The sequence below is a fragment of the Ancylobacter tetraedralis genome, assembly GCF_014195655.1.
Lineage (GTDB): Bacteria > Pseudomonadota > Alphaproteobacteria > Rhizobiales > Xanthobacteraceae > Ancylobacter > Ancylobacter tetraedralis.
Map to the genome: position 1 here is coordinate 180,587 of NZ_JACICD010000003.1, position 26,635 is coordinate 207,221.

At 67.5% G+C, this 26,635-nt stretch carries 23 protein-coding genes; 4 read left to right on the forward strand and 19 right to left on the reverse strand.

The window, feature by feature from the left end; translation table 11 throughout:
• Window positions 1–35 precede the first annotated feature (35 nt).
• The 3 genes from FHS55_RS09215 to FHS55_RS09225 are packed head-to-tail and all read left to right on the forward strand — an operon-like array spanning window position 36 to window position 3,428.
• Window positions 36–1,226 (forward strand): amino acid ABC transporter permease, encoded by a 1,191-nt coding sequence (locus FHS55_RS09215; RefSeq protein ID WP_183189433.1) that lies wholly within the window; start codon window positions 36–38, stop codon window positions 1,224–1,226.
• Between the two features lie 10 nt (window positions 1,227–1,236).
• Window positions 1,237–2,613 carry an amino acid ABC transporter permease gene (locus tag FHS55_RS09220; protein WP_183189434.1) on the forward strand — a complete coding sequence of 459 codons (1,377 nt, stop codon included), beginning with the start codon at window positions 1,237–1,239 and terminating at the stop codon, window positions 2,611–2,613.
• 17 nt (window positions 2,614–2,630) lie between these two features.
• Window positions 2,631–3,428, forward strand: a complete 798-nt coding sequence (locus tag FHS55_RS09225) for an amino acid ABC transporter ATP-binding protein (protein WP_246340003.1) — start codon at window positions 2,631–2,633, stop codon at window positions 3,426–3,428.
• Window positions 3,429–3,440: 12 nt separating this feature from the next.
• On the opposite strand, the gene FHS55_RS09230 is transcribed toward FHS55_RS09225, so the two are convergent.
• Genes FHS55_RS09230 through phnA form a run of 6 tightly spaced genes read right to left on the reverse strand, consistent with a single transcriptional unit; the run spans window position 3,441 to window position 11,023 of the window.
• Window positions 3,441–5,105 (reverse strand): dipeptide ABC transporter ATP-binding protein, encoded by a 1,665-nt coding sequence (locus FHS55_RS09230; RefSeq protein WP_183189435.1) that lies wholly within the window; start codon window positions 5,103–5,105, stop codon window positions 3,441–3,443.
• On the reverse strand, window positions 5,102–6,025 hold the full coding sequence (locus FHS55_RS09235) for an ABC transporter permease (protein WP_183189436.1): 924 nt from the start codon (window positions 6,023–6,025) through the stop codon (window positions 5,102–5,104). Before FHS55_RS09235 ends, FHS55_RS09230 begins: the two co-directional genes overlap by 4 nt.
• Window positions 6,022–6,888 carry an ABC transporter permease subunit gene (locus tag FHS55_RS09240; protein ID WP_183189437.1) on the reverse strand — a complete coding sequence of 289 codons (867 nt, stop codon included), beginning with the start codon at window positions 6,886–6,888 and terminating at the stop codon, window positions 6,022–6,024. The genes FHS55_RS09235 and FHS55_RS09240 overlap by 4 nt, the downstream gene beginning before the upstream one ends.
• The gene (locus FHS55_RS09245; protein WP_183189438.1) at window positions 6,885–8,444 is read right to left on the reverse strand and encodes an ABC transporter substrate-binding protein; all 1,560 of its coding nucleotides are present in this window, start codon (window positions 8,442–8,444) and stop codon (window positions 6,885–6,887) included. The genes FHS55_RS09240 and FHS55_RS09245 overlap by 4 nt, the downstream gene beginning before the upstream one ends.
• Complete coding sequence (locus FHS55_RS09250; protein ID WP_183189439.1) at window positions 8,441–9,760, reverse strand: alkaline phosphatase family protein; 1,320 nt, start codon at window positions 9,758–9,760, stop codon at window positions 8,441–8,443. Before FHS55_RS09250 ends, FHS55_RS09245 begins: the two co-directional genes overlap by 4 nt.
• 3 nt (window positions 9,761–9,763) lie before the next feature.
• Window positions 9,764–11,023 carry a phosphonoacetate hydrolase gene (phnA, locus tag FHS55_RS09255; RefSeq protein ID WP_183189440.1) on the reverse strand — a complete coding sequence of 420 codons (1,260 nt, stop codon included), beginning with the start codon at window positions 11,021–11,023 and terminating at the stop codon, window positions 9,764–9,766.
• A 156-nt stretch (window positions 11,024–11,179) separates the two neighbouring features.
• Here phnA and FHS55_RS09260 point away from each other — a divergent pair, with 156 nt between their 5' ends.
• Window positions 11,180–12,076, forward strand: coding sequence for a LysR family transcriptional regulator (locus FHS55_RS09260; protein WP_183189441.1), 897 nt, complete (start codon window positions 11,180–11,182; stop codon window positions 12,074–12,076).
• A 31-nt stretch (window positions 12,077–12,107) separates the two neighbouring features.
• Here the strand turns inward: FHS55_RS09260 and FHS55_RS09265 are convergent, their stop codons facing one another.
• The 13 genes from FHS55_RS09265 to FHS55_RS09325 all read right to left on the reverse strand — a co-directional run bounded on the left by FHS55_RS09265 (window position 12,108) and on the right by FHS55_RS09325 (window position 26,426).
• The gene (locus tag FHS55_RS09265) at window positions 12,108–12,899 is read right to left on the reverse strand and encodes an ATP-binding cassette domain-containing protein (RefSeq protein ID WP_183189442.1); all 792 of its coding nucleotides are present in this window, start codon (window positions 12,897–12,899) and stop codon (window positions 12,108–12,110) included.
• The gene (locus tag FHS55_RS09270) at window positions 12,896–13,768 is read right to left on the reverse strand and encodes an alpha/beta hydrolase (RefSeq protein ID WP_183189443.1); all 873 of its coding nucleotides are present in this window, start codon (window positions 13,766–13,768) and stop codon (window positions 12,896–12,898) included. Before FHS55_RS09270 ends, FHS55_RS09265 begins: the two co-directional genes overlap by 4 nt.
• Window positions 13,765–15,792 (reverse strand): Fe(3+)-hydroxamate ABC transporter permease FhuB, encoded by a 2,028-nt coding sequence (gene fhuB / locus FHS55_RS09275; protein ID WP_246340005.1) that lies wholly within the window; start codon window positions 15,790–15,792, stop codon window positions 13,765–13,767. The genes FHS55_RS09270 and fhuB overlap by 4 nt, the downstream gene beginning before the upstream one ends.
• Entirely contained in the window at window positions 15,782–16,702 is a 921-nt protein-coding gene (locus FHS55_RS09280; RefSeq protein WP_343056090.1) for an iron-siderophore ABC transporter substrate-binding protein, read from the reverse strand. Before FHS55_RS09280 ends, fhuB begins: the two co-directional genes overlap by 11 nt.
• Window positions 16,699–19,134, reverse strand: a complete 2,436-nt coding sequence (locus FHS55_RS09285) for a TonB-dependent siderophore receptor (RefSeq protein ID WP_183189444.1) — start codon at window positions 19,132–19,134, stop codon at window positions 16,699–16,701. Before FHS55_RS09285 ends, FHS55_RS09280 begins: the two co-directional genes overlap by 4 nt.
• 126 nt (window positions 19,135–19,260) lie before the next feature.
• Window positions 19,261–20,247: a FecR domain-containing protein gene (locus FHS55_RS09290; protein ID WP_183189445.1), complete on the reverse strand. Its 987-nt coding sequence runs from the start codon at window positions 20,245–20,247 to the stop codon at window positions 19,261–19,263.
• Window positions 20,248–20,370: 123 nt separating this feature from the next.
• Entirely contained in the window at window positions 20,371–20,865 is a 495-nt protein-coding gene (locus FHS55_RS09295; RefSeq protein WP_183189446.1) for an RNA polymerase sigma factor, read from the reverse strand.
• Window positions 20,866–21,043: 178 nt separating this feature from the next.
• Window positions 21,044–21,946, reverse strand: coding sequence for a ribokinase (locus FHS55_RS09300; protein WP_183189447.1), 903 nt, complete (start codon window positions 21,944–21,946; stop codon window positions 21,044–21,046).
• A 6-nt stretch (window positions 21,947–21,952) separates the two neighbouring features.
• Window positions 21,953–22,594 carry a cysteine hydrolase family protein gene (locus FHS55_RS09305; RefSeq protein WP_246340007.1) on the reverse strand — a complete coding sequence of 214 codons (642 nt, stop codon included), beginning with the start codon at window positions 22,592–22,594 and terminating at the stop codon, window positions 21,953–21,955.
• Window positions 22,591–23,658, reverse strand: coding sequence for an ATP-binding cassette domain-containing protein (locus tag FHS55_RS09310; protein ID WP_183189448.1), 1,068 nt, complete (start codon window positions 23,656–23,658; stop codon window positions 22,591–22,593). The genes FHS55_RS09305 and FHS55_RS09310 overlap by 4 nt, the downstream gene beginning before the upstream one ends.
• The gene (locus FHS55_RS09315; RefSeq protein WP_183189449.1) at window positions 23,645–24,424 is read right to left on the reverse strand and encodes an ABC transporter permease; all 780 of its coding nucleotides are present in this window, start codon (window positions 24,422–24,424) and stop codon (window positions 23,645–23,647) included. The genes FHS55_RS09310 and FHS55_RS09315 overlap by 14 nt, the downstream gene beginning before the upstream one ends.
• A gap of 12 nt (window positions 24,425–24,436) precedes the next feature.
• Window positions 24,437–25,258: an ABC transporter permease gene (locus FHS55_RS09320; protein ID WP_183189800.1), complete on the reverse strand. Its 822-nt coding sequence runs from the start codon at window positions 25,256–25,258 to the stop codon at window positions 24,437–24,439.
• 94 nt (window positions 25,259–25,352) lie between these two features.
• Complete coding sequence (locus tag FHS55_RS09325) at window positions 25,353–26,426, reverse strand: ABC transporter substrate-binding protein (RefSeq protein WP_183189450.1); 1,074 nt, start codon at window positions 26,424–26,426, stop codon at window positions 25,353–25,355.
• Window positions 26,427–26,635 lie beyond the last annotated feature (209 nt).

Genomic DNA, 26,635 nt, shown 5'->3' on the forward strand with positions numbered 1-26,635 from the left:
CATCGTATCGAGCCTCGTGAGAGGCGAGGGGGAACATGTCGGATCTGGTCGAGCCCGCAATCGGGCGTTCCAAGACGTCTTTCATCAATGACCCGAAGGTCCGCAGCATCGGGTTGCAACTGATCGCCCTGGTACTGGTCGTTTTTCTCGGCTGGATGTTTGTCGACAATGCCCGCCAGAATCTCGCGGCCCAGAAGATCGCGACCGGCTTCGGCTTTCTCGACAACACGGCCGGCTTCGGCATCAGCCAGACGCTGGTCCCCTATAGCGAAACCTCGACCTATGGCCGGGCCTTCCTGGTCGGCCTGCTCAACACGCTGCTGGTGGCGGTGGTCGGCATCTTCTTCGCCACCATTATCGGCTTTTTCGTGGGCATCGGGCGCCTGTCCAAGAATTTTGTCGTGCGCCTTCTCTCGACCATCTATGTCGAGGTGATCCGCAACCTGCCGCCGCTGTTCCAGATCCTGTTCTGGTACCTCGCCGTTCTCAGCGCCATGCCGAGCCCGCGCCAGAGCATCAATCTGCTGGGCGAGGTGTTCATCTCCAATCGCGGCATTATCGTTCCCCGGCCGGTCTTCGAGGCCGGAACCGGCTACGTGCTGTGGTCGTTCGGCGCGGCCTTGCTGGTCGTCATCGTGCTGCACTACTGGTCGCGCGAGCGGCGGGCGGAGACCGGACGCGGCCTGCCCATGCTGCCGATCGGGCTCGGGCTTATGATCGTGGTGCCGTTCATCGCCATGGCGCTCACCGGCTTTCCCATCAGCCTGGAACGCCCCGAACTGAAGGGCTTCAACTTCGTCGGCGGAGTGCGCGTCATTCCCGAATTCGTCGCGCTGACCGTGGCGCTGGCGACCTATACCGGCGCCTTCATCGCGGAGAACGTGCGGGCCGGCATCCAGTCGGTCAGCCACGGCCAGACCGAGGCGGCCCACTCGTTGGGCCTGCGGAACGGGCACACGCTGCGTCTCGTGGTGATTCCGCAGGCCATGCGGGTCATCATCCCCCCGCTCACCAGCCAGTATCTCAACCTCACCAAGAACTCGTCGCTGGCGGTGGGCATCGGCTATCCCGATCTCGTCGCCGTGTTCGCCGGCACGACCCTGAACCAGACCGGCCAGGCGATCGAGATCATCGCCATCACGATGGGCGTCTATCTCGTGCTGTCGATCATCACCTCGGTCATCATGAACGTCTACAACAAGCGCGTCGCGCTCGTGGAACGGTGAGGGGCGTGCGATGAGCCTGACATTCGACGACGGCACCTTCATCCGCTCGGAACTGGTGACGCCGCTGCCCCCGCCGATCCGCAATGTCGGCATTATCGGCTGGATGCGGGAGAACCTGTTCTCCAGCGTTCTCAACACCTTGCTGACGCTGTTCGGCCTCGCGCTGCTGATCCTGATCGTGCCGCCCATGGTGCGCTTTGCCTTGATCGACGCGGTATGGACCGGCGAGAACCGCGAGGCCTGCCTCGATCCCGGCGTGGGCGCCTGCTGGCCGTTCATCCGGGCAAAGTTCGCGCAGCTGATCTATGGCTTCTATCCGATCGAGGAGCGCTGGCGGCCGAACATCGTGTTTGCCGCCGGCGCGATCCTGCTGGTGCCGCTGCTGGTCCCGAGCTGGCCGATGAAGCGGCTGAACGCGCTGCTGTTCTTTGTCGTCTACCCCATCATCGCCTTCATCCTGCTGACCGGCGGCAATATCGACGCCTCCTCGTTCCTGTTCCAGCGCTTCGGCCTCATCCAGCCGATCACCGGGGATGCCAGCATTGCCGGTGTCAACATCGCCTTCTGGGCGGATTTCGTGCTGACGGCGCTGGTTGCCGCGGCACTCGTCGGCGGCATCATCGGGCTGATCGGCGGCAACGCGCTGAGCGCGGGGCGGGCGGTATTGCTGGCCTTCGCGGCCTTCGGCGTGCTGGTGCTGGCGTGGGACATCGATTTCGGCCTCCGGCCGGTCGAGACGCGCCAGTGGGGCGGTCTGCTGGTGACGCTGGTCATCGCCGTCACCGGCATCGTCGCTTCGCTGCCCCTCGGCATCCTTCTGGCGCTCGGGCGGCGCTCGCAGATGCCGATCGTCAGGCTGCTCTCGATCGTCTTCATCGAGTTCTGGCGCGGCGTGCCGCTCATCACCGTACTATTCTTCGCCACCTACATGCTGCCCCTGTTCCTGCCGCAGGGCGCCAATCCGGACGGGCTGCTGCGCGCGCTGGTCGGCGTCGCGCTGTTCTCCGCCGCCTACATGGCGGAGGTGGTGCGCGGCGGCCTGCAGGCGATCCCCAAGGGGCAGTATGAGGGCGCGATGGCGGTGGGGCTGACCTGGAGCCAGATGATGCGCCTCATCATCCTGCCGCAGGCGCTCACCCTGGTCATCCCCGGCATCGTCAACAGCTTCATCTCGCTGTTCAAGGACACGACGCTGGTGCTGATCGTCTCGATCTTCGACTTTCTCGGCCAGCTGCGCGCCTCCTTCACCGATCCCAACTGGGCGACGCCGGTGACGCTCTATACCGGCTTCGCCTTCGCCGGCATCGTCTATTTCCTCTTCTGCTTTGGCATGTCGCGCTACTCGCTCTTCGTCGAGCGGCGGCTCAACACATCGCACCGGCACTGACCGACGGAGACACATTCATGAGCGACACCCATTCGATCGTCCCGCCGGATGCGCTTCCGGCGGTTCACACGCCGCCGGGCAAGGACGTCGCGGTCGAGCTGGTCGGCGTGCACAAATGGTATGGCGAGTTCCATGTGCTCAAAGACATCAACCTGAAGGTGCGGCGCGGCGAGCGCATCGTCATCTGCGGGCCGTCGGGGTCGGGCAAGTCGACCATGATCCGCTGCATCAACCGGCTGGAGGAGCACCAGCAGGGCACCATCGTGGTGGACGGCATCGAGCTGACAAACGACCTCAAGCGGATCGACGAGATCCGCCGCGAGGTCGGCATGTGCTTCCAGCATTTCAATCTGTTCCCGCACCTCACCATTCTGGAGAACCTGACGCTGGCGCCGATCTGGGTGCGCAAGATGCCCAAGAAGGATGCGGACGAGCTGGCGATGCACTTCCTGAGGAAGGTGAAGATCCCCGAGCAGGCGACGAAATATCCCGGCCAGCTTTCGGGCGGGCAGCAGCAGCGCGTGGCGATCGCCCGGGCGCTGTGCATGAAGCCGAAGATCATGCTGTTCGACGAGCCGACCTCGGCGCTCGACCCGGAAATGGTCAAGGAAGTGCTGGAGACCATGGTGAGCCTGGCCGAGGAGGGCATGACCATGCTGTGCGTGACGCATGAAATGGGCTTCGCGCGGCAGGTGGCGAACCGGGTGATCTTCATGGATGCCGGCCAGATCATCGAGATGAACGAGCCCGAGGCGTTCTTCTCCAACCCGCAGCACGAGCGCACCAAGCTCTTTCTCAGCCAGATCCTGCACTGAGGCGCGTGGATTTTACCAGGCCGGCAGGCAATCGGCGGCGGTTGAAACTTGCAGCCGCGGTTGCCCGCCGGGTTTTTCGACGATCGCGCCGTCGAATTTCGGCATCAGCCGCGCGGACAGGAGACGCCGCGTATAGGGGTCGCGAACGGCGGATAGCTCAAGCTGCTCGGGACGGCAGCGCTCGACAATGCGCCCCTGATGCATGACCAGCACCTCGTCGGAAATCCACCGCACCGCCTCGATGTCGTGGCCGACGAACAGCATGGCGAAGCCGCGCTCGGCCTGCAGCCGCTTCAGAAGGTCGAGGATCTGCACCTTCACCGTCATGTCGAGCGCCGAAATCACCTCGTCGCAGATCAGCACCTCGGGTTCGCACAGCAGCGCCCGCGCGATGCAGGCGCGCTGGCGCTGGCCGCCGGAAAGCTGGTGCGGATAGCGCATGGCGTGGTCGGCATCGAGACCGACCTCATTGAGGCCCGCGACAATCCGAGCGGCCTGCGCCGACGCGGGCACGCGGGCAAGCGCCAGCGGCTCCGCCAGCGCGCGGCCTATGGTGAGCCGCGGATTGAGCGCGCCATAGGGGTTCTGGAACACCATCTGGCACCGGCGGCGCAAAGCGTCCGGCAGCGGTTTTCCACGCGGTTCGAGAGCATGGCCAAGAAGGCGGATGCGCCCGTCGGCGAGCGGTCGCATCCCGGCGAGTGCCGCCGCGAGCGTACTCTTGCCGGAGCCGGATTCGCCGAGCAGTCCCAAGGTGCGGCCCGCCAGCAGGGAGAGCGAGGCGCCGTGCACGGCGCGGAACGACGTGCCGAACAGCCGGCGCGCGGAATAATCGACACACACGGCTTCAGCTGTCACCGCAACGGGGCGCGCCATCGTCTGCGCCGCCGGCACGTCGGCCAGACGTCGCCGCGCACCGACGAGGCGGGCGGTGTAGGGATCGCGCGGCCGCGAGATGACCTCTGCCGCCGGCCCGGTCTCGACAACGCGGCCATGCTGCATCACCGCGATGGAATGGCCGAGCACGCCCGCTACCGCCAGATCATGGGTGATGATCAGCAGGGCGAGCCGGCGTTTCGCCTGAAGGCGCGCCAGCAGCGCCACGATGTCGGCCTGCACGCTGGCGTCGAGCGCGCTGGTCGGTTCATCGGCGATGAGAAGATCCGGCTCGCCGGCCAGCGCCATGGCGATCATCACCCGCTGCTGCTGGCCGCCGGAGAGCTGGTGAGGATAACGCGTGGCCAGCGCGGCCGGATTCGGCAGTTCCACCTCGGCAAGGCCGGTCACGATCCGCTGCCTTCGCTCGGCGGGCGCCGCGATGCCGGCGCGCTGCAGCGTCTCCTCGATCTGCTCGCCCACCCGCATGAACGGATTGAGGCAGGCCATCGGATCCTGAAACACAATGGCGATGCGACGTCCGCGCAGCGCCCGCCAGCCGCGTTCGTCGCGCGGCGCCAGCACGCGACCGTCCACCGTGATGCGGGTCGCGGGATCGACCTCCAGCCCATCCGGCAGCAGGCCGAGCAGAGACAGCGCGGTGAGCGACTTGCCGGAACCGGATTCGCCGATGATGGCGAGGGTGCGCCCGGCCTCAAGATCGAGCGAGACGCCATCGACCAGCCGGCGTCCGCCGGCGCTGATGATGAGGTTGCGCAGGGAGAGAAGCGGCGCGGTCATGACGTCATCCTCGGGTCGATCAGGCGATGGAGGAGATCCGTGGCGGCATTGATGATCACAAGTGCGATGGCGATGACGAGGATCGCGGCCTGGATCACCGGATAGTCGCGGCCGTGAATGGCGTTGAGCAGCAGGCTGCCGACGCCCGGCAGGCCGAACAGCACTTCCATGGTCAAGGTGCCGGCAACGAGGCTGGTCAGCACGAGGCCGGACAGCGCCAGCATCACCGGCACGGCGGTCGGCAGCAGATGGCGCAGGGCGATGCGCGAGGGCGCCAGACCCTTGGCGCGGGCGGTGCGCACATGCGCGGAGGTCGCGGCCTCCCGCAGTTCCTCGTGCAGCGGCTTGACGATGAGCCCGGCACTGTCGATCCCGATGATGATCACCGGCAGCACCATCGATCCGAGCACCGGCAGCCAGCCGAGCCAGATGGAAAAGACCAGGATGCCGACCACGCCGACGCAGAAGGTCGGCAGGGCGATCGACCAGACGTTCAGCACATCGACCAGCCCGCGCAGGCCGCGATGGCCCGTCGTCACCGCGCTCACCGCGACGCCGAGCGCGAGGAGCAGCGCGAAGGTGAAGCTCAGCGCCGTAAACAGCAGGGTCGTCGGCAGCGCGGTTGCCAGCATGGCCGAGACCGGCCGGCCAAATCGGATCGACGCGCCGAAATCGCCGTTGAGCAGCCGCCAGCTCCAGCCGGCGAGCTGTTCGACGACGGGACGATCCAGCCCGAGTTGATGGCGCAGTTCCACCTGCTGGGCGGCGGTAAGATCGCCCTCGAGGCCCTTCACATCCACCGCGTCACCTGGAACGAGCCGGGCCAGAAGGAAGACGATGACGACGATGCCGGCGGCTTGCACCAGCATCCGCGCCAGGGTGAAGGCGAGGGGGGCGAGACGGTGGAGAAGGTTGGTCATAGCTTTGCCTCGCCGGCCGCGCGCAGTGGATCGAGATTCCGACGCACCGCTTCGCCGAGGATGGAGAGCGACAGGGTGAGCAGGATGATCGCAATCACCGGCGCCAGGATGACGTGCGGGGATGTCTCGATATAGCGGCTGGCGTCGGCCACCATGCGGCCCCAGGTCGGCTCATCGGGCGAGGAGCCGAGGCCGAGGAAACTGAGCACCGATTCCGTCACCACGCAGCGCGGCAGCAGGATGGCCGCCTGGGTGACGAGCCCACCGACAAGGTTCGGCGCCAGATGCAGGCGCAGCACATGCAGCTTGCCGCCGCCGAACAGCCGCGCCGCCGTGACATAATCCTTCACCGCCTCGCGGTGGAAGGTGGCGCGGGCGACATAGGCGAAGAAGGGCGCAAAGGCGACACCGAGGGCGATGACAACCGGCTGCGCCCCCGCCCCGAGCGCCACGATCAGCAGCAGCGCCAGCAGCACGTCCGGCATGGCGCGCACCAGGTCGATCAGCGCGAACATCACCGTCTCCGCCACCCGCCCGAGCGACAGCGCGACGAGGCCGAACCCGGCGCCGAGGATGAAGGCGACCAGTGCTCCGCCAAAGCCCACCATCAGCGTGGTACGGGCACCCATGACGAGGCGGGAGAAAACATCCCGCCCCATGTGATCGGTGCCCAGCCAGTGCTCCGGGCCCGGCGGCTGGTTCAGCGCCCGCAGATCCTGGTCGAGCGGGTCGAACGGGGCGACCAGCGGTGCGGCAAGCGCCAGCGCGACGATCAGCGCCAGCACCAGCGCGGCGATCATGGTGCGCGGGGAGGGCCCCCGCCGCACCGCTTCGCCCGCCTTGGCGGGGAGCGCGAGGCTCACGACCGGCCCGCGAGCCAGGTCTGGGCGACGCCGCCATCCACCCGGTTGGGCGACCAGGTGAAGCCAGGCTCGTAGCCCTCCACGCCCTTGCGGATGACGATCTGGTCGGCGTTGAGGCCGAGGGCGACGACGTAATACTGGTCCATCACCCGCTTCCACGCCGCGAGATAGAGCTGGCGACGGGCCGAAAGATCGGTCTCGGCCACGGCCTTCTTCACAAGCGCGTCGTAGTCGGCATCCTGGATGCCGCCCCACAGCACCGGGTTGGGTCCGTCGCTCATCATGCGGACATAGCGCAGGAAAATATCGGCGCGCGGACCGGAATCCATGCAGTTCATGTCCCAGTCATACTGGCCGAGGCGCTTCTGCGTACCGATGTCGTCGAGCGCGACATGGTTCACGTTGAAGCCGAGCTTGCGCACCATCTGCACCACCACCTGCGGGTAGCTTTCCTGCCAGGAGACAAACTCGATGGTTTCCTTGGTGGGGTCGACGCCCGCCTCCTTCAGCAGCGCCTTCGCCTTGGCGAGGTCCGCCTTGGCATGTGGGTCGGCCTTGAACAGCGCCTCGTCGAAATAGAGATTGCCCGGGCCGACCATCTGGTTGGAGACCACGCCAGTGCCCGCCGAGGCGAAGTTGATGAACGCCGCCTTGTCGATCGCGTAGGTCAGCGCCTGACGCACGCGCACGTCATCGAAGGGCGGGCGAGGCTTGCGGTTGTTGAAGGCAACGAAGTACCAGCCGGCGTCCTTGAGCTGGGAGACGCGCAGGTTCGGATCCTTGGCCAGCTGCTTGGCGATGTCGGCCGGCACGCTGGCAATGTCGATCTCGCCGGCGCGCAGGGCCAGCTGGCGGTCGGCGCCATCGCGCAGGTCCGCCTCGATCGCGGCGAGGTAGGGCATGCCGCCGCGCCAATAGGCGGTGTGGGCCGGCGCGGTCAGCTTCACCTTGGGCTGCCAGTCACCGAAGGTGAAGGGACCGGTGCCGATCGGGGTGGTGATGGTGTCGTCCCAGCCCGGAGATTTGGGCGAGAGGATCCACAGTTCGGACATCAGGTTCAACAACGGCGCGTAGGGCTCGCGCATGGCGATGACTACGGTGCGGGCATCGGGGGCCGTCGCGGTGTCGACCAGCTTCATGGCCGAGGCAAGCCAGCCGCCCTTCACCTTTTCCTTCACGCGGGTGATGTTGGCGACCACGTCGCCGGCGCTCATCACCTCGCCATTGTGGAACTTCACGCCGTCGCGCAGCGTGAACGAGTAGGTCTTGCCGTCCGGCGAGACGCTGAAGCTCTCGGCGAGGAAGGGCTTCACCGAGCCGTCATCGCCGATCGAGGTCAGCGCCTCGACATAGATCTGCTGCACCGAAATCGACCCGGTATGGCGGTGCGGATCGGCGGTATCGAGCCCCAGCGTCGCGTAGCGCAGAACGCCCCCGCGCTGGGGATCGGCGGCGGCGCGGGCATTCTGCGGCTGGAAGCCGGTCAGTCCGCCGGCAAGGCCGATGGCGGCGGTACCGGCCAGGAATGTGCGACGGCTGAGACGTAGCGAGGTCATGGGCGGGTCTCCGAAACGGGAAGCTGAAGGGAGAGGGGGCGGGAGCCCGAACGCGAGGGCTCGATCTCCTGCAGCGGCGCGCCATCGAGTTGGTTCACCGGCAGGCCGAGATGGGCGAGAAGGGTGGGGGCGATGTCGACCACCGCCACCGGGGCGGCGCGTTCGCCGGATATGAAGCCGCCGCCGTCGATGACGAGCGCCGGTGCCTGTTCATGGCCATTCAGGCCGCCATGCTGGCCGAAGCCGAGCCGGTCGGCCTTGCCGCCCTGCGGCTTCACGGCAAGGCATGAGCCGGGAATGCCGAAGGCGTTGGGCGCCTCGCTGCCCTTCATCGACACCGCGAAAGCGAGGGCGCCGGCCGGCGCCTGCCCGACGGCGCCCAGTTCGTCCCTGCCGAAGACCGCGCCGGCCCAGGCACGGCCGCGCAGGAAATCGTCGAGCCGGCCGCGCCGGCTTTCATGGTCGGGGTGCAGATAGATCAGCGCCGCGGTGCCGTTGGCGGCAACCACGACATCGTCGGAATGAAGCTCCGCCTTGAGGCCAGAAGCGACGAGTTCTTCTTCGATATCGACAATGCCGGTGATGGTCTCGTGGCCATGATCGGAGCCCGCGATCAGCAGCACGTCCTCACCCTCGCGGCGCAGCGCCTCCACCATGGCGATGACGCGGCCGAGATTGGCATCGGCTGCCCTCAGCACCGCCAGATGGGCCGGCGAACCCAGCGGCGTCTCGTGCTGGATATGGTCCGGTTCGCCCATCCACAGCACCGCGAGAGCCGGACCACCGGGAACCAGCGCCTCGGCGATGAAGCGCGACGTCATCGCCGTATCGCCGGCCACGTCCAGCGCAATATCGAGCCCGTCGGGAATCGGCACCCGCCCGGGCCCGAAGGAGCCGGCGCGATGGAACACCCGGCCATGGCCATCGGGGTCATGGGCATAGGCGGCGCCGGGCGAGACATTGTTGAAGATCATCGCCCCGCCATGGCCGGCCACGCGCTCGGCAAGGGTCGGCGCGGCGAGGGAGCGGCCGGTCACGCGGCGCTTGTGCTGCAGGAAGTCCGGGTGACCGACATCGTGGCGCACCAGCCGCCCGGCCTCGACCAGCACCATGGAATTACCCTGCAGGCCGTGCCGCGCCGGCCAGCAGCCGGTCGCCAGCGTCGAGGACACCACCCGCGTCGCGGAGGGAAAGGCGGAGCGATAGCCGGCAAAGAAGGCGCCACGCTCGCGCAGCGCCGCCAGATGTGGGGTGCGCTCCGCGTCGACGAAGTCGCGACGCAGGCCATCGAGAACCACGAGGACAGCGCGGCGCATGGCTCAGCCCACCCGGTTCAGCACGAAGTCGAAAATGTCGAAATTGCGCAGTCGGTGGCCCGCCTCCGCCTCCAGCAGCGGATGCGAGAGAAGGAAGGGCACGCGCTGTTCCGACAGGCTGCCATGCGAGCGCAGCCGCTCGCCGGCGAGCTGGGTGATATCGTGGTCCACCGCACGGGCGCCGAGCGCGAAGCCCTCGGCCCCCACCACCACGAAATCGGCCTCGCGGTCTTCCGGCATCTCGAAGCGGGCGGCGGCTTCCTCTCCCGTCAGCGCGAGCGCGACGCCCGGCTGGGCGGCCAGCAGGTCGTGCACCGCCTGGCGCGACAGGCCGTCCTTGAGCAGATGGACCCGCACGAAGCCGCCGAGGGCGCCGTGATGCCGCACGAAAGGATCGGTGATCGGGCAGATCACCCGCGTCGCGCCCTCGCCGAAGGCGGCATCGAGCACATCGCCGAGATAGGTCACGCGCGGAGCGCCGTCAGGCCGGGCCATGTCGGTCATGCCGTGATCGGCAGTGATGCCGACAACGGCGCCGAGCTCCAGCAGTCGTGCCACGCGCGCATCCACCGCCGCCATGAAGGCCAGCGCCTCCGGGGCTTCCGGCGCATGCTTGTGCTGCACATAGTCGGACAGCGAGAGGTAGAGCACCTCGGCACGCCCCGCCTCGATCAGCCGGATGCCGGCATCGAGCACGAAGAGCGACAGTTCCGGCGAATACTGGTCGGGCTTCGGCAGACCAACGAAGCTTGCCGCATCGTCTATGCCGTGCTCGTCATCCGTGGTGCCTTTCGCGCATTCGGCGGAGAAGGCGATGCCGTCGAGCCCGAAGGCCAGCGCCTTGCGCAGCTTGTCCTTCGCCGTGACCACCGCCACCGGGCTGCCGATGTCGGCGAGGCCGGCCAGAATGGTAGGCGCGCGCATCAAGGCGGCATCAAGCATCATCACGGTCTCACCCGTGGCGCGGTCGAGATAGAAATTGCCGGCCACGCCATGGACGGAGGGCGGCGCGCCGCACACGATCGACACGTTGTTCGGATTGGTGAAGGTCGGCATCGCCGCATCGGCGAGGGCGAAGTGACCGTTCCTGCGCATGGCATCGAGCGCGGGCGTGACGCCGGTCTGCGTGGCGGCCTCGATATAGGCCGGGTCGCATCCATCGAAACAGATCACCACGGTGGTACGCTGCGGCCTGCGATAGTGTCGCCCATTCACGTCAATGCATTCGCGCGACGCGCTGGCGTCGGTCGTTATCGTGTTCATTTTATCTATTCCGTTATTAAATCGTCGCAAATGAGATGTAACTTATTGTGATTTGTTACTTTTATATCTCATTCTTATTGTCTTTATTATTGACTATACACTGTGTGAGTAAAGCGATATTAGTTCCGTCATAGTGTGAGGTTTTGGAACAAAGGAATGAGGCGCAGTCTTCCCCCGCTGAAGGCGGTCGTGGCATTCGAGGCGGTGACCCGCATCGGCAGCGTCACGGGAGCCGCCCAGGAGCTCGGTGTCACCCATAGCGCGGTAAGCAAGCAGCTGGCGGTGCTGGAGGCCTGGCTCGGCGTGCCGCTTTTCGACAGCAATCGACGTCACATGACGGCGACGCCACCGGCCCTGCGGCTGGCCTCCGCGGCCGGTGCGGCGCTGGACCTGCTTGCCTCCGCCATTGACAGCTTCATGCCGGACGAGGCGTCGGAAGTGCTCGATGTCATCGCGCCGGCCACTTTCGCCATGCGCTGGCTGATGCCGCGCCTCCCGGCCTTCGAGGCGGAGTTCAGCCATGTCGATGTCCGCGTGCGACCGATTCACACGGGCGAGGAGTGGAGCGGCATTCCTTTCGATGTGGTGATCCGGCGCGGGGAGGCGCTGCAGGGCGACCTGCGCGGCATCACCTTGCTGCGCGAGGAGATCGGGCTACTGGCACGGCCGGAGGTCGCGGCGTCTCTCGCCACCTGCGCAGATCTGGCCGGCATTCGTCTGCTGGAATCCGTGACGCGGCCGGGCGAACTGGCTCGCTGGCTGGTGGCGGCGAATATGCCGGCGGAGCTTGCCGCCGGCGCATCGCGCTTCGGCCATTTCTATATCGCGCTTGAAGCCTGCCTGGCCGGGCAGGGCGCCATTGCGGCGCCGATCGAGGTCGTGTCGGATCTGCTCACCCGCGGCGATCTCGTCGAGCCTTTCGCGACCCTGCGTGTGAGTGGACCGGAGTATCGGCTCGGCTATGCGCCCGCCGGTGCGCGGGCAAACCTGGCTGCCTCTTTCGCCGAATGGGCCTTGCGGACGGTAACGATGGATTCGGGCCTGTCGGCGTGACAGCCGACGGTCGACAATGCGTGCCGGCCGTTCAGATGCGGGGCATCGCGACGTACCCTCCGCCATCCTGGCGCATCACATCCATGGCGATGCCGTAGATGCGCGCGAGCGTATCGGGCGCCACGATCTCCTGCGGCGTGCCGCGCGCGATCAGCCGGCCGCCATGCAGCGCGATGATGTCGTCGCAGAACCGCGCGGCCATGTTCACATCGTGCAGGACCACGATCACGCCCGTGCCGCGCTCCCGGCACAGGCTGCGGATCAGCGTGAGCGTCTCGATCTGGTGCGCGATGTCCAGCGCGGAAGTCGGCTCGTCCAGCAGCAGGCAACCCGCGTCCTGCGCCACCAGCATGGCAATCCACACACGCTGGCGTTCGCCGCCGGACAGCGTGTCGACCAGCCGGTCGGCGAAGGCGCCGGTGTCGGTCAGCGCGATCGCCTCCTCCACCTTCTGTCGGTCCACTGCGGTGAACCGGCCGAGCGCGCCGTGCCAGGGATAGCGGCCGAGGGCTACCAACTCCCGCCCGCTCATGCTGCCCGTCGCGGGCGATGATTGCGGGAGATAGGCGACACGGCGGGCGAAGGCCCGCGTACCCCATTCCCAGAGCGGCCGCCCTTCGAAGCGGATCTCTCCGCCCGTGGCTGCGTGCTGCCGGGCGAGCAGCTTCAGCAGCGTCGATTTGCCCGAGCCATTATGCCCGATCAGCCCGACAACGCGCCCCGCCGGTACCGTGAGACTGAGTGGATGCAGCAGGGTGCGGGCGCCGATGCGCATCTGGGCGTCGACGAGTTCGAACAGCGCGGGCGAGGGCGGGGCACTCATGCGCGATCCCGGCCGAAGGCGAAGCGTATCGCCAGATTGAGTGTCGCCGGAAGCACCGACATATGCGTCTCGCCGGGGATAAGGGCGAATTCCGCCGTGAGGCCCGGTGCCTGCGCGAGGCGCTCGGCCATCTCGCGCGTATTGTCCACGATCCGGCTCTCCTCGAAACTGGCGCGCCGCGTCGGCGCGTCGGCGGCACCGACCTGGAACGGCGCGAGCTTCTGTTCATATTCGCCGGCAAGGAGCAGCACCCGACCCTCGCTCGCGATGCCCTCGGCAAGGAAAGCCTTGGCGCTATCGACAATGCCCGCGCCCTCCCACCAGATGGCCGGGCTGGCGGCGATCCACCGGGCAAAGGCGGTAGGGCGGCGGAACAGCGCGTGCAGCACGAACAGACCGCCGAAGGAATGGCCGAGAATGGATTGTCGCGCCGGATCGACCGGAACGCGGCGGGCGATTTCCGGCTTGAGAACGTCCTCGATAAAGGCGAGGAACCCGTCCGCGCCGCCGGTACGAACCTCCGGCCCATCCGGGGTGTGGGGCGGATAGGACTGGCCAGGCGGCGGCCCCATGTCCCAGGAGCGGCGCACGCTGTCATAGGCACCCTCGACGGGATAGCCGATGCCCACCATCACGCCCCACGCGATGCCGGTGCCGAGCGGATAGGTCGCCTGAACGCGCATGATGTCGGCAGCGGTGCCGGCGACGGCGTTGGCGTCGAGATAATACAGCACCGGCCATCCCGCCTCCGGCGCCTCGTCCGGCGGCCGGTAGAGGTAGATGCGCCAGGGCTTGTCGCCGGAGGTTTCGCCGCCCGCGGGCGCAGCGATCTCGAAGACTTCCGTGTCGGGGATGGGGGCGGCGATCATGCGAGGTCCTGCTTTCGCGAAAGGAGCCAGAGGAAGGCGGGAGCGCCGATCATCGAGGCGACGAGCCCGGCCGGCATCTGCCAGGGAAAGGCGATGGTGCGGCCGAGGAAATCGGCCGTCACCAGGATGAACGCGCCGATCAGGGCGGCCCCGTAGAGTTCGCTCAGGGGCCGGCGCAGGCCGAGGAGCCGGGCGGCATGCGGGGCCACGAGGCCGACGAAGGACAGAGGCCCGACCAGCAGAGTCGCCAGCGCCGTGGCGACCGCCGCGATCATTAGCAGCAGCAGCCGGCCCGCGCCGAGCGGCACGCCGAGCGCGCGCGCCGTGTCCTCGCCCAGAGGCAGCATGCCGAGCCATCGCCGCACCAGCGGCAGCAGCGCCAGCAGGACGAGCGCGGCGAGGAGGCTCGCGCCGGCCGTCGAGGCGTCGACGCCGTAGGTCGAGCCGGTCATCCAGTTGAACAGCAGGATGGCGCGGGGATCGCCGCTGGCCATCAGCACGCTGACCAGCGCGTCGAGCAGCGCGCCGATGGCGATGCCCGCCAGGATGATCCGCTCCGGATTGGCCTTCGATACGCGAGCGGCCAGCAGTAGCACGATCAGAGCCAGAAAGGCCCCGAGCGAGGCGGCCAGCATCTGCTCCAGACGACTGGTCTCGGCGATCAGGAAGATCGCGACGGTGAGTCCGCCGGCCGCGCCCGCGCTCACGCCCATCACTTCCGGGCTCGCCATGGGATTGCGGGTCAGGCGCTGCAATACGCAGCCCGCCACCGCGAGCAGCGTGCCGCCCGCCAGCGCCGCCAGCGCGCGCGGCAGCCGCAGCGCCCAGGCAGATGAGGGATCGCCCGGCAAAGCCAGGCTCCACCCGGTGGCTGTCGGCCCGATGAGGCTCGATAGCGTAAGCGCGAGGAGAAGCAGACCGCCCAGCAGCAGCAGGCGTCGCCCCGGCCGTCCCACACTCTGTCCAAGCTGGACGGAGAGGCTGCCGGCGGCGGCCGGGGGAAGGCGAAGGCGCGGGATGATCCAGAGCAGCAGCGGCGCGCCGAACAGCGCGGTGACGGCGCCGGTCGGTATCATCTGCGCAGAGATGACGGCGGCGACCTGCACCATCTGGTCGGTCGCCCAGAGCAGCGCGGCGCCGGTCGCGGCGGAGGCGAGCATCCATGGACCGATCCGGCGCGCGCCCGCGATCCGTGCCAGCGCCGGCGCGGCAAGGCCGATGAAGCCGATGCAGCCCACGCTCGCGACGACGAACGCGGTCAACGCGACCGCCACCAGCAGCGCGGCGAGCCGGACCATGCCGACGGAGAGCCCGAGACTGCGCGTCTGCGCGTCCTCCATCCCCAGCAGCGCCAGCGGCCGCAGCAGCAGGATCGCCGCGAGCCCGGCAAGGCCCAGACGCGGCGCGAGGAACAGAGGTTCCTCCCAGCCTTGCAGGCTGAGCGAGCCGGCGCCCCACAGGAACAGGCCAGCCAGATAATGGCTCTCGAACAGCGCCAGCAGCGCGGCGAGCGAAGCGCAATACAGCCCCGCCACCATGCCGGCGAGGATCACCACCAGCGGCGCGAAGCCGCTGCGGCGCGACAGCAGGAACACAACGGCGATGGTGAGAAGACCACCGGTCAGCGTCACCCATTCCCGCCCGAAGCCGAGCAGGCCCGGCATCCAGATGAGCGCGGCCGAGAGCGCGAGATTAGCGCCGGATTCAATGCCCAGCGTCGTCGGCGAGGCGATGGGATTGCGCAGCACCTGCTGCAGGATGGCACCGGCAAGGCCAAGCGCTGCGCCCGCCAGCAGGCTCACCACGAGGCGTGGGGCGAAGCTGTAGGCGGCGAGCAGCTGGTCGGGAAGGCCGGCGTCCGGCCGGACGATCGCCGCCCACCATCCCCCGCCGGGTAGCAGCATGGCGAGATTCGCCACCGTGCCGGCGAGGCCGATGGCGGCAAATCCCAGCACCAGCGCGGCCGCTCCGAGGCGCGACGGCGCCCGCGCGCGCCGTCGCGCCCATGGCGTATCAGCCATCATTCCGCTCTCCGGCGAGGTGGAGCGTCAATTGCCGGGCGAAGCGCATGGCGGAGGGAAGCATTCCGAACATGAGGACGGCGGGCAGGCGGATGACCCGCCCGGCCTTCACGAAGGGAAGGCTGCGCCAGAGCGGGCTCGCGGCCAGACGGCCCAGCGTGTCGGCCGCGATGGGCTCGAGATAGACCAGGCGGCTGGCCGGGCTTGCCGCCAGCGCCTCGATGCCCACGGTGCTGAAGCCCCAGTAGTTGCTCGGCTGGGTCCAGCCATTGACCAGCCCCACACGCTCCAGGACATCGCCGAACAGGCTCCACGCGCCGTAGACGCGGACGTGGCGAGCGTCGAGGAAGTTGACCGCCAGCACCGGCCGTCCCGCGAGGCCTGCCGCGGCTAGATGCCGGCGCGCCTCATCCATGCAGGCTTGCGTCCGCGCGATCAGTGCCTCGCCGGCATCCTCCCGGCCGAGTGCGGCGGCGAGTTGGTTCGTGGCCACCACGCTGCGGTCAAAAGCATGGCCGACCGGCGGCGCATAGACCGAGAAGGTCTTCGTCGGGGCAAAGCGTGCCAGCAGAGGCGCGATGGCGTCGAGATAGGGCGTCGTCACGATGAGGTCCGGCTTCAGCGCGGCGAGAATTTCCAGATTGGGCTCCCGGTCGGTGCCGAGATTGACGATGCCGGGCGGCAGCGCCGGCTCCACCACCCATTGCGTCCAACTGGCGGGATCGGGCAGCGCGACCGGGGGCAGCCCCATCTCGATCAGGGTCTCGGCAAGGCCGAAATCCATCGAGACAATCCGCAGTTCCACCGCTCCTTGCCGCGCGGTGGCGCCCCAGGCATTGGGAAAGGGCAAGGCGGCGGAGGAAAGCCCGCCGAGCATCACGGCCCGGCGGGAGGGCATGGACAATACGCTCACCAGCGATACTTCAGGCCGGCGAGAACGGTGCGCGGTGCCCCGAGATAGCAATAGCCGGCATCGCAGGTGACATATTCCTCGTCGAGCAGGTTCTGCGCGTTTACCTGCAGGCTCCACCCCTTGAGCTTGGGGTCGAGATGGCTGAAATCGTAGCTGATCTTGGCATCCACGAGGGTGTAGGCGCTGTTCTGGAACGTATTGAGCGAGTCGCCCCAGGTGGCGCCGACATAGCGCACGCCGGCACCGACGCCGAGGCCCACCAGCTTTGAGCCGGGCTGGAACTGGTAGTCGGCCCAGAACGCGAACGTGTTCTCCGGCGTGCCCGACGGCACCAGGCCGATCGTCTCCGCGGCGCCCGAGACATTGACCATGTCGAGATAGCTGTAGGCGCCGCGCACCTTCAGCCCCGCGCCGAGATTGGCCACCGCCTCCAGCTCGAAGCCGCGCGCGCGGACCTCGCCGGTCTGCACCTGATAGAGCGGGTTCGTATCGTCCGTCACCAGGCCGTTATTCTGGTCGATCTGGAACACCGCAGCGGTGATGTAGCCATCGAACCCGACCGGCTGGTATTTCACGCCCGCCTCGATCTGCTTCGCGGTGGTCGGCGTAAAGGCCGTGCCGGCCATGTCCACACCGAGATTGGGCGCGAACGAGGTCGCATAGCTCACATAGGGCGCGAGGCCGTTGTCGAAGCGATAGGTCAGCCCGGCGCGCCCGGTGAACTCGCTGTCGTCGATAGTCTCGGAACTGTTGTCGAGCAGGTCGTCGCTCTTGGTGTCGACCCAGTCCTGCCGGCCACTCAGGGTGAGGATGAGACGATCGAAGGTCGCCTGTTCCTGTACATAGAGGCCGGTCTGGTTCTGCCGCTGCCGGTAGCGCGAGGCGTTGAGCTCGGGATCATAGGTGGGCCCGAGCGGCTGGCCCGCGTTCAGGTCATAGTCGGACGCCGTGCCATAACCGATGCCGCCATCCAGCGCGAGATAGGAATAATCGAGCCCGATCAGTAGCTTGTGATCGATTCCACCGGTCGCGAAATTCGCCTCCAGCTGATTGTCGACGACGAAGGAGTCGAGATAATCATGCACGAAGCCGGTGTAGCGGCTGGCGATATTGGTCGCCGCGTCCACGGCGCTCGTGCCGGCATAGCGCACCGAGGTGTTGGCGCTGCCATAGCGCAGGTTCTGCCGGACGGTGAAGACCTCGTTGATGTCGTGCTCCGCGAGATAGCCGACGCGGTACTGCTCCTGGTTTTGCGCGTTGTAGTCGCCGAAATTCTTCGAGAAGGTTTCGGTTCCGCTGCCGGTCCAGCCGAAATAGGGCAGGGAGGCCGGTGTTTCCGACTTCTGGTACTCGCCGAGGAAGGTGATGCGGGTGTCGTTGCTCGGCTTCCAGGTCAGCGCCGGGGCGATGAAGTTCATGTCGTTGGTGCCGCCATTATAGACGTTCGGCGAGCCGGCATCGCGCAGCACGCCGGTCAGGCGGTAGAGCCACGTGCCGTCCTTGTCCGCTGGGCCGCCAATGTCGAACTGGCCCTGCCACCAGTCATAGGTGCCGCCCTGCAGTTCGACCTCGCCGAAGGCTTCCTCGGTCGGCCGCTTGGAGGTGATGTCGACGAGGCCGCCGGGCGAGCCGAGCCCGTACAGGGCGGAACTCGGGCCGCGCAGAACGGTCACGCTCTCCACGCCATAGGGCTCGACCTTGAAGATCGACATGTTGGCGCCCGGCAGGCGCAGGCCGTCGCGGTAGATGCCGTTATAGGTCACGTCGAAGCCGCGAATGGAGAACGCGTCGAAACGCGGATCGTAGCCGCTCTGCTGGGTCCGCACGCCCGGCGTGTAGGCCACGGCGTCGGTCAGCGTCTGCACATTGCGGTCGTTAAGCTCCTCACGCGTGACGACGGAAATCGACTGCGGGATTTCGATAAGGGGCGTGTCGGTCTTGGTGCCGACGGTGCTGGTCGAGGCGACATAGCCGACCGTGCCCTGGCCTTCGACGGCGATGGTTTCCAGTTCGATGGCATCCGGGTCGGCGCTTCCCGCGCCGGTGCGGATGGCGGGATCGACCACGGTAACGCGGTTCGGCGCGGTGAAGCGATAGCTCAGACCGGTGCCGCGCAGCAGCATGTCCAGCGCTTCCGGCGCGCTGAGCGTGCCCACCACCGGGCTGGAGCGGCGGCCGCCAAACTTTCCCGTGTCGAAGAACACGCGCACGCCGGCCTTCTGCGCGAACGAGAGCAGGGCGTCGTTCAGGTCCTGCGCGGGAATGCTGAAGGAAATGCGCGCCGGCGTCACGCTGGCCGTGGCCTGCGCCTGCGCGGGGGCGGACGGAGCCGTCAGGCCGAAGCCAGCGGCCAGCGCCCCGAGGGTGAGGGCGCGATGCGCCACGTACCCACGAAAATGCCGCCGCTGCCGCAAAGGAGCCGAACGCGTCATGGGGTCTTCTTCCTTCCTGCCAGATGGCGCGACACACGCATCGTCCGGCCTTGGCACCGGCTTGCAGTAGGGAAGACAATCGAGCGGGGGAAAGCCGTAAAAGATTCTGACGCTTTCCGCGAAAATCTAATAAAGTACTGTGATAAAAGGATAAATAGACCTTTCGCCGATCCCCAGCTCGGCGGTGATCGTCTCGATCGCGTCGCCGAGGTCATTCGTGGCGAAAACGCCGCTGACCCGACGCCGGGCCAGGTCGTCATCGAGAATAACGATGCGGCCACGGCGATAGCGGTTCAGCGTCTCCACCACATGGCGCAGCGGGGTGTCGCTGAACACGAGCATGCCACGCCGCCAGGCCGTCGCCGTCTCGATGTCGCGCGTGCGGACCTCGCCGATGCCCCGCCCGGCGGCGTAGCGCACTTCCTGCCCCGGCGAGAGCACGACGCCATTGCCCGTGGCGCGGTCCTTCAGCGCGACTTCGACATCGTGCTCGACCGCCAGCACGTCGGCACCTTCGCCCGCCTGCTCGATGACGAATTGCGTGCCAAGCGCCGTGGCGGTTCCCCCGGCCGCCTCGACCACGAAGGGGCGCGTCTCCATCCCCGCTCGTGGCGCGGCTGCGAAGAAGATTTCCCCGGCGAGCAGCCGTACGCGGCGCTCCTTGTCGGTGAAGTCGAGGGCGAGGGCGCTGGCGGGGCCAAGCTCCACCTCGCTGCCATCGGATAGCGTCACGCGGCGCAATTCGCCCGGTGCGGTCCGGTAGTCGGCCGCCGCCAGCAGCCAGGGATCGCCAAAATGGAAACGGGCAGCGCCGGCGGCGGCCAGCACGGCCAGCACCAGGGCGATGCGGATGCCGGCCCTGCGGCGTCTGGCACGGCTGCGGCGCCAGTCGGGCAGCAGGTCCCGCAGGGGGCCGGGGTCATGCCGCAGCAGCGAGAGTTCACGCCAGGTCGATCCCGCCTCCTCGAAGGCGGCGCGGTGCTCGGGATCCGCGGCGAGCCAGTCGCGCAGCGCGCGTGTCTCGGCCTCGCTCAGCGACGCGCCTTCGAGCCGCGCCACCCATTCGGCGGCGCGCAGGCCGATTTCATCCGGTTGCCCGTCGACCCAGCTCACCGTTCAACTTCCGCAAATCGATGCCCGCCCATCGACGTCCCCAATTCATGCCCCTGCCGCTATAGGACATTCCAACCGGGGCCGCGTCGAAAATGACGGCAATCTCGTTTGCCCCGCGCGCGCTCATCGCCCTCGCAGGCGGCGGGTCATGTGCGCGATGGCAACGGCCAGATGCTTCTGCACCGAGCTCTCGGATATCCCGAGGCGCCGGGCCACCTCGATCTGGGTCAATCCCTCGATGCGGCTGAGCACGAAGATCTCCTGCGTGCGCACGGGCATTTCGCGAACCAGCCCGTGCAGGCGCTCCAGCTGAAGGCGGGAATCGACGATCTCCTCCGGCGAGGGGCGATCATCCACCATCTGGGCGAAGGCTTCCGGGGCCAGCGTCTGCGTGCGCCGCCGGCGCTCCTGTTTGTGGTGGTTGACGAGGAGATTGCGGGCGATCGCGTAGAGATAGGCGCGAATGTCCTGGATGCAGGTTTCCGGCCGCTCCAGCACGTTCAGGAAGGTGTCCTGCATAAGGTCGCTGGCTGTATGTCCGTCGCCGAGCCGGCGTTGCAGATAGGTCCGCAGCTCGCGGCTATGGCTCGAAAAAACAAGCGACAGGTCTGGTTGCATGAACCGGCCCACTCTCCACATCACGAAGGCGTGCGTGGATCATTATCATGCACCAATTATCAAGGTAAGCTGAAGTACCGTCTTTTAGTATCGGTCCAATCTACTGAATTAGAACCATTCTTGACTTGGGAATTCTTGCGCGCCGCAGTGCGCCGCGCGCCGCCCGGCCGGGCTGATGTCAGGCGCGGTCCACCCAAGCATCGATCGCCGCGCGATCGGGAATGCTGTCCTGCGCGCCGGCCCGGGTGCAGGCCAGCGAGCCCGCCACGACGCCGCGCCGCAGCGCTTCCGCGAACGGGCGGCCTTCGTCCATGGCGGCGGCGAAGCTGCCGACGAACGAATCCCCGGCCGCCGTCGTGTCGATGGCCTCGACGCGAGGCGCGGGCTGGCGATGGATGACGCCATCGCGGAAGGCTACCACGCCGTCGGCACCCACCGTCACCACCACGGTGAGGCCATAGCTGCGGTGAAGTTCCTGCGCGGCGCCGTGCGCATCGGCGGCGGTGAGGCCGGCCTCGCGGGCGACATGCTGCGCTTCATGCTCGTTGACGATCAGCGTATCGATCCGGCGCAGGATGTCGTCCGGCACGCGACCGGATGGCGCTGCGTTGAGCATCGTCCGCCAGCCGCGCTGCCCGGCCAGATGCACGGCCGCGAACAGCGCCTCGTCGCGGATCTCGCGCTGCAGCAGCAGCACGCTGCCGGGGGGAGCGGCGAGGGCGGCGAGCCGGCTGGCGTCCACCGCGTAATTCGCGCCGGCCGCCACGACGATAGCGTTCTCGCCCTGCGCATCGACGCTGATGAAGGCGACGCCGGTGGGCGTGTCCACCCGCGCCACGCCGGCGAGGTCCACGCCGCTCCCGGCCAGCGAGCGCAAGGCAAGCGTGCCGAAATCATCGCGCCCCACCGCCCCGACAAACGCCACCCGCGCACCGCTGCGCGCGGCGGCGACCGCCTGATTGGCCCCCTTGCCGCCGGGAATGGTGCGGAAGCCGGGCCCGATCACCGTCTCGCCCGGCGCGGGGATATGGGGAACCTCGGTGACGAGATCGAGATTGATGGAGCCGAAGACGATGATCATCGCGGGTCAGTCCGTCCAGAGCGCGAGCAGCGTCGCCGTGTCCATCAGCGCCACCTGTTCCGGCATGCGCGGCAGCAGGTGGGTCATCACCGCCTCATGCGAGGCGGGCGCCGAGCTGGTGACGGCATCCGTCACGACAATGGCATGGAAACCGCGATCGAGCGCATCGAACAGGCTCGCCAGCACGCAGATGTCGGTCTCCACGCCGGTGAAGACCAGCGTGTCGATGGCATTGTCCGTCAGCCAGTCGGCAAAGCCCGCATTCGCGAAGATGGAATAGCCGGCCTTGTCGAACACCCGGTCCGGGGCGGCATGCGCCGCCAGCGGCGCGACCAGTTCGTGCAGTTGCGGGTCCATCTGCTCAAGGGTGAGCGTGGACCATTTGAGGTAATAAGGCTGCCAGCAGCCCGGCGCCGTCTGCGCGCTGTCGGCCACGATGAAGCGGGCAAACAGGCTGCGTCCGGGCTTGGCCTCGGCGATGCGCAGGATGTTGGGGAGCACGTCGGCCATGGCCGGTGTGTGCCACGGTGTCGGCTCCGCGAAGAGCCGCTGCATGTCGATGCACAGATGCACGGCATGCGCACCGGGACGGCGCGGAGCCGCCGCCACGTCGCCCGCCACGTCGCCCACGATGTCGCCCGCCATCATGGCGCGTCCTCGATCGGCACGGTGTGGTCCGGTGACCAGCTGAGCGTCACCGCCGCGCCGCGCGCCAGCGGCTGTGCATCGCGGTTCTGCGCGAAGATCTTGAAGCGCTGACCCGCCGCGTCCACCTCATAGGTAAGCGCCGTGCCGGAATAGAGCGAGGCGATGATCGTGCCTTCCACCCGGTTCGTCAGCCCGTCCTGCGGCGCGGCATCGCGCGCCGCGACGGTGATCTTCTCCGGCCGGACCGCGAGCGTGACGGGCGCGCCACTGGTCGGCAGCGGCGAGGCAGTGGCGATGCGCATCCCATTGGGCAGGCTCACGCGCCCCTCCGCCACCGTGCCGGTGAGGAAATTGGTGTCGCCGAGAAACTCCGCCGCGAAGCGCGTGCGCGGCCGCTCATAGACCTCGGCCGGCGCGCCGATCTGCACGATGCGGCCGCGATCGAGAATGGCGACCTTGTCGGAAAGCGTCAGCGCCTCTTCCTGGTCATGCGTGACGAAGATGGTGGTGAGGCCGCTCTCGCGCTGGATTCGCAGCAACTCCACCTGCATTTCCTGCCGCAGCCGCCGGTCGAGCGCCGAGAGCGGCTCGTCGAGCAGCAGCACGCTCGGGCGGGTCACGATGGCGCGGGCCAGCGCCACGCGCTGCTGCTGGCCGCCGGAAAGCTGCTTGGGCTTGCGCGTCCCGAAGCCGCCGAGATGCACCATCTCCAGCGCGCGCTGCACCTCGCGGCGGGCCGGCTCGCCCTTCACGCCGCGCTGCGCGAGCCCGAAGGCCACGTTGTCGGCGACGCTCATGTGCGGGAACAGCGCATAGGACTGGAACACCATGCCGATATTGCGCGCCCAGACCGGCACGCGTGTGACATCGCGCTCGCCGATCGTCACCCGCCCGGTATCGGGGATCACGAAGCCGGCGATGATGCGCAGCAGCGTGGTTTTCCCCGAGCCGGAGGGGCCGAGCAGGCTGGTGAACGAGCCTTCGGGAAAATGGGTCGTGATGTCGGAGAGCACCTGGACCTTGCCGTAGGACTTGGCAATGGCGGTGACGTCAACTGCGGTCACGGGAGGCTCCCGGTTTGGCGAACAGAGTGAAAAGCAGGAAGATCGATACCGAGCCGGCGAGCAGGATTGTGCAGACGGCGTTGATCTCCGGCGTGAATCCCTTGCGGATGGCGGAATAGATCTCCACCGGCAGGGTGGAAGAGCCCGGCGTCGCGAGGAAATAGGACACCACGAACTGATCCAGCGACACGGCGAAGGCGAACAGCGCCGCGCCGAAGATGCTGGGCGCCAGCAGGGGCAGCGTCACCTGGAAGAACGCCTTCACCGGCGGCGCCCCAAGGCTCATCGCCGCTTCTTCAAGGTCGGCGCGAATGGTGGTGAGGCCGGTGCCGACCACCAGCACCACATAGGGTATGGCGAGCGCGACATGGCCGATCAGGATGGCGTGGAAGCCACGCCCGATGCCGGTCCAGTAGAAAAACACCAGCATCGCAGTGCCGGTGATCAGCCAGGGAATGGCGATCGGCGGCAGCAGCAGCAGGCGCAGCGCCTCCTTGCCGAAGAACTGGCGGCGCGACAGCGCCACGGCCGCGAGCGTGCCGAGCACCGTGGCGATCACCGCGGTGATGGCGGCGATGAGCACGCTGTTCCAGCTGGCGCTGATCAGCTTGCGGTTGCTCATCAGTTCCACATACCAGTGGGAGGAGAACTGGAAGGGCAGCTGGTAGAGCGGCGATTCGTTGAACCCCATCGCGATCAGCACGCCGATCGGCAGATAGAGGAAGACGAGGACGGCGAGGATGTAGGTGCGGGCGGCGAGCTTCATGGCGCCTCTGCCTCACAAGGACGAGCTGCGGCGCAGCACGCCGGAGAAGGTCGCGAAGATGCCGAGCACCAGCGCCAATATGGTGAAGGACAGCGCCGCGCCCAGCGGCCAGTTGAAGGCCTGGGTGAACTGTTCCTCGATCACCGTGCCGAGCGTCACCCCGCGCGGGCCGCCAAGGATGCGCGGTTCCATGAAGGCGCCGATGACCGGCACGAAGATCAGCACCGAGCCGGAAATGAGCCCGGGCGCCGCCATCGGCACGATGATGCGCCACAGCACGGTCCATTTGCGCGCGCCAAGGCTTTCCGCCGCTTCCAGAATGGAATCGTCGATCGTCACCAGCGCGATGTAGCAGGTGAGCACCATGTAGGGCAGGTAGCCGTGCACGAGGCCGAGGATGATGGCGGGCAGCGAATAGAGAAAGCCGAGCGAGGGCGCATCCGGCCACACGCTGCGGGCCAGAAGGTCGAGGAAGCCGCCCTCGCGGATCACCATGGTCCAGGAAAATACGCGCACCAGCCCGTTCGTCCAGAAGGGCAGGATGACGAGGATCAGTAGCGTCTCGCGCAGCCGCCCGGCGGTGGCACGCGCCAGGGCCAGCGCCGTGAAGAAGCCGACGACGGCGCAGAGGAAGGTGGTCCACAGCCCGATGAGCAGCGAGGTCCAGGCCACGCCGATGAGATAGGGCTGGTCGATGAAGGCGCGGTAATGCTTGAAGGTGAACGCCACTTCCTTCTTGCCCAGCGGCGTCGCGGTCATGAAGCTGAAGCTCAGCATGGCGCCGAGCGGCAGCAGGATGGCGAGGGTCAGCCACGCATAGGTCGGCAGCAGCATCGTCAGCGTGACGAGCCAGCTCGGCAGACGCAGGCCGGCCGAAGGGACCGCGCCAAGGGCGCGGTCCGGGGTCGGCGGGGTCCGGGAGGCGGCGTCAGCCGGCATAATAGGCTTTCACTTCCTGCCAGAGATTGTTGAAGGACTCGCGCCGGTCGTCGGGCAGCGGCGCCATCAGCGTCATGGTCTCCAGATACTGCGCCGCATGGACGCGCCGGTTGAGATCGTCGGCCGGCAGCCGGTCCATGGCAAGGGCATTGGCCGAGGCCGGGGCGCCGATCTTGGTCGCCCATTCGTGGTAGAAATCGGGGCTGATCATGTAGTTGATGAACGCCTCGGCATTGGTCTTGTTGGTGCTGGAAGCGGGAATGGCCAGCGTGTCCAGCCAGCCCACGGCGCCTTCCTTCGGCACCACGAAGGTCACGGGCAGCTTGAAGTTGCGCTGCGAGCGCACCGAGGCGCCCGACCAGTAAACCGAGAGGTCGAACTCGCCCGCGGCGAAGCCCTTGTTCCACTGGTCCTCGCTGGACCACAGGGTCTTGATGTTCGGCTTCAGGCTCTTCAGCCAGTCGCCGATCGGCTTGAGGTCCTTGGGCGCGTTCATGTCCTGGCCGGTCATGAAGGCGCCCAGCGCGATCGCGGTGACGGCATCGTCATACATCGCCACCTTGTTCTTGTAGGCGGGGTCGGCGAGCGCGCCATAGCTCTCCGGCAGCGCCCGGCCGTCGCGGATGGCGAGCGAGTTCATGCCCCACAGCCACGCGACGCCGTAATGCTTGCCGTCCACGGTGAAGGCCGCGTTGTCGCGCAGCTTGGGGACCAGGCCGGCGGCGTTGGGAATCTTCGCCAGATCGACCGCGTCAAGCAGGTCGTCCGCCATCGCCTGCTGGGTGCGCGCGCTGTTGATCAGCACGACGTCGTAGACGCCCGGATTGGTCCGCAGCTTGGTGATCATCTCGGATTCGGCGTTGAAGTAGTCATTGACCACCTCGATGCCGGTCGCCTTGCGGAAGGCTTCGAGCGCCCACTTCTCGTCCGTGCCGTAGCCCTGCCAGTTCAGCACGGTGACGGTTCCCGCCGCCCGCGCCGGACGGGAGGTGGCGCTGAGCCCGGACAGGGCGGCGGTGCCGGCACCGAGCAGGGTGAGAAACTCGCGTCGAGACTGCTTCATTGTCGTTATCCCCTTGGAAGCTGTGGTCTGGAAGGCCGTTGCCTGGAAAGCTGCTGACCGGAAGATCCGTGCCTGTTCTCGTCTCGTCGGTGCCGGTGCGGGCGGAGCCTCCGCCCGATCATCGGTTCTGGAAAGCCGGTGCGCGCCCGAAGGGAGCATGCCGGCCGTCCGCGTCAAGGTCCCCGTGCCAAGGTCCTGGCGCCAAGGTC

Bases quoted from the DNA above. Each gene is read 5' to 3' on its own strand.
- FHS55_RS09315 (WP_183189449.1), bottom strand. From the start codon at position 24,424: ATGAAGCTCGCCGCCCGCACCTACATCCTCGCCGTCCTCGTCTTCCTC.
- FHS55_RS09270 (WP_183189443.1), bottom strand. From the start codon at position 13,768: ATGATCGCCGCCCCCATCCCCGACACGGAAGTCTTCGAGATCGCTGCG.
- FHS55_RS09230 (WP_183189435.1), bottom strand. From the start codon at position 5,105: ATGACCGCGCCGCTTCTCTCCCTGCGCAACCTCATCATCAGCGCCGGC.
- FHS55_RS09305 (WP_246340007.1), bottom strand. From the start codon at position 22,594: ATGATGGCGGGCGACATCGTGGGCGACGTGGCGGGCGACGTGGCGGCG.
- FHS55_RS09320 (WP_183189800.1), bottom strand. From the start codon at position 25,258: ATGCTGCTGCCGACCTATGCGTGGCTGACCCTCGCCATCCTGCTGCCG.
- FHS55_RS09260 (WP_183189441.1), top strand. From the start codon at position 11,180: ATGAGGCGCAGTCTTCCCCCGCTGAAGGCGGTCGTGGCATTCGAGGCG.
- FHS55_RS09235 (WP_183189436.1), bottom strand. From the start codon at position 6,025: ATGACCAACCTTCTCCACCGTCTCGCCCCCCTCGCCTTCACCCTGGCG.
- FHS55_RS09220 (WP_183189434.1), top strand. From the start codon at position 1,237: ATGAGCCTGACATTCGACGACGGCACCTTCATCCGCTCGGAACTGGTG.
- fhuB (WP_246340005.1), bottom strand. From the start codon at position 15,792: ATGATGGCTGATACGCCATGGGCGCGACGGCGCGCGCGGGCGCCGTCG.
- FHS55_RS09245 (WP_183189438.1), bottom strand. From the start codon at position 8,444: ATGACCTCGCTACGTCTCAGCCGTCGCACATTCCTGGCCGGTACCGCC.
- FHS55_RS09265 (WP_183189442.1), bottom strand. From the start codon at position 12,899: ATGAGTGCCCCGCCCTCGCCCGCGCTGTTCGAACTCGTCGACGCCCAG.
- FHS55_RS09300 (WP_183189447.1), bottom strand. From the start codon at position 21,946: ATGATCATCGTCTTCGGCTCCATCAATCTCGATCTCGTCACCGAGGTT.
- FHS55_RS09325 (WP_183189450.1), bottom strand. From the start codon at position 26,426: ATGAAGCAGTCTCGACGCGAGTTTCTCACCCTGCTCGGTGCCGGCACC.
- FHS55_RS09250 (WP_183189439.1), bottom strand. From the start codon at position 9,760: ATGCGCCGCGCTGTCCTCGTGGTTCTCGATGGCCTGCGTCGCGACTTC.
- FHS55_RS09215 (WP_183189433.1), top strand. From the start codon at position 36: ATGTCGGATCTGGTCGAGCCCGCAATCGGGCGTTCCAAGACGTCTTTC.
- FHS55_RS09225 (WP_246340003.1), top strand. From the start codon at position 2,631: ATGAGCGACACCCATTCGATCGTCCCGCCGGATGCGCTTCCGGCGGTT.
- FHS55_RS09285 (WP_183189444.1), bottom strand. From the start codon at position 19,134: ATGACGCGTTCGGCTCCTTTGCGGCAGCGGCGGCATTTTCGTGGGTAC.
- FHS55_RS09295 (WP_183189446.1), bottom strand. From the start codon at position 20,865: ATGCAACCAGACCTGTCGCTTGTTTTTTCGAGCCATAGCCGCGAGCTG.
- phnA (WP_183189440.1), bottom strand. From the start codon at position 11,023: ATGAACACGATAACGACCGACGCCAGCGCGTCGCGCGAATGCATTGAC.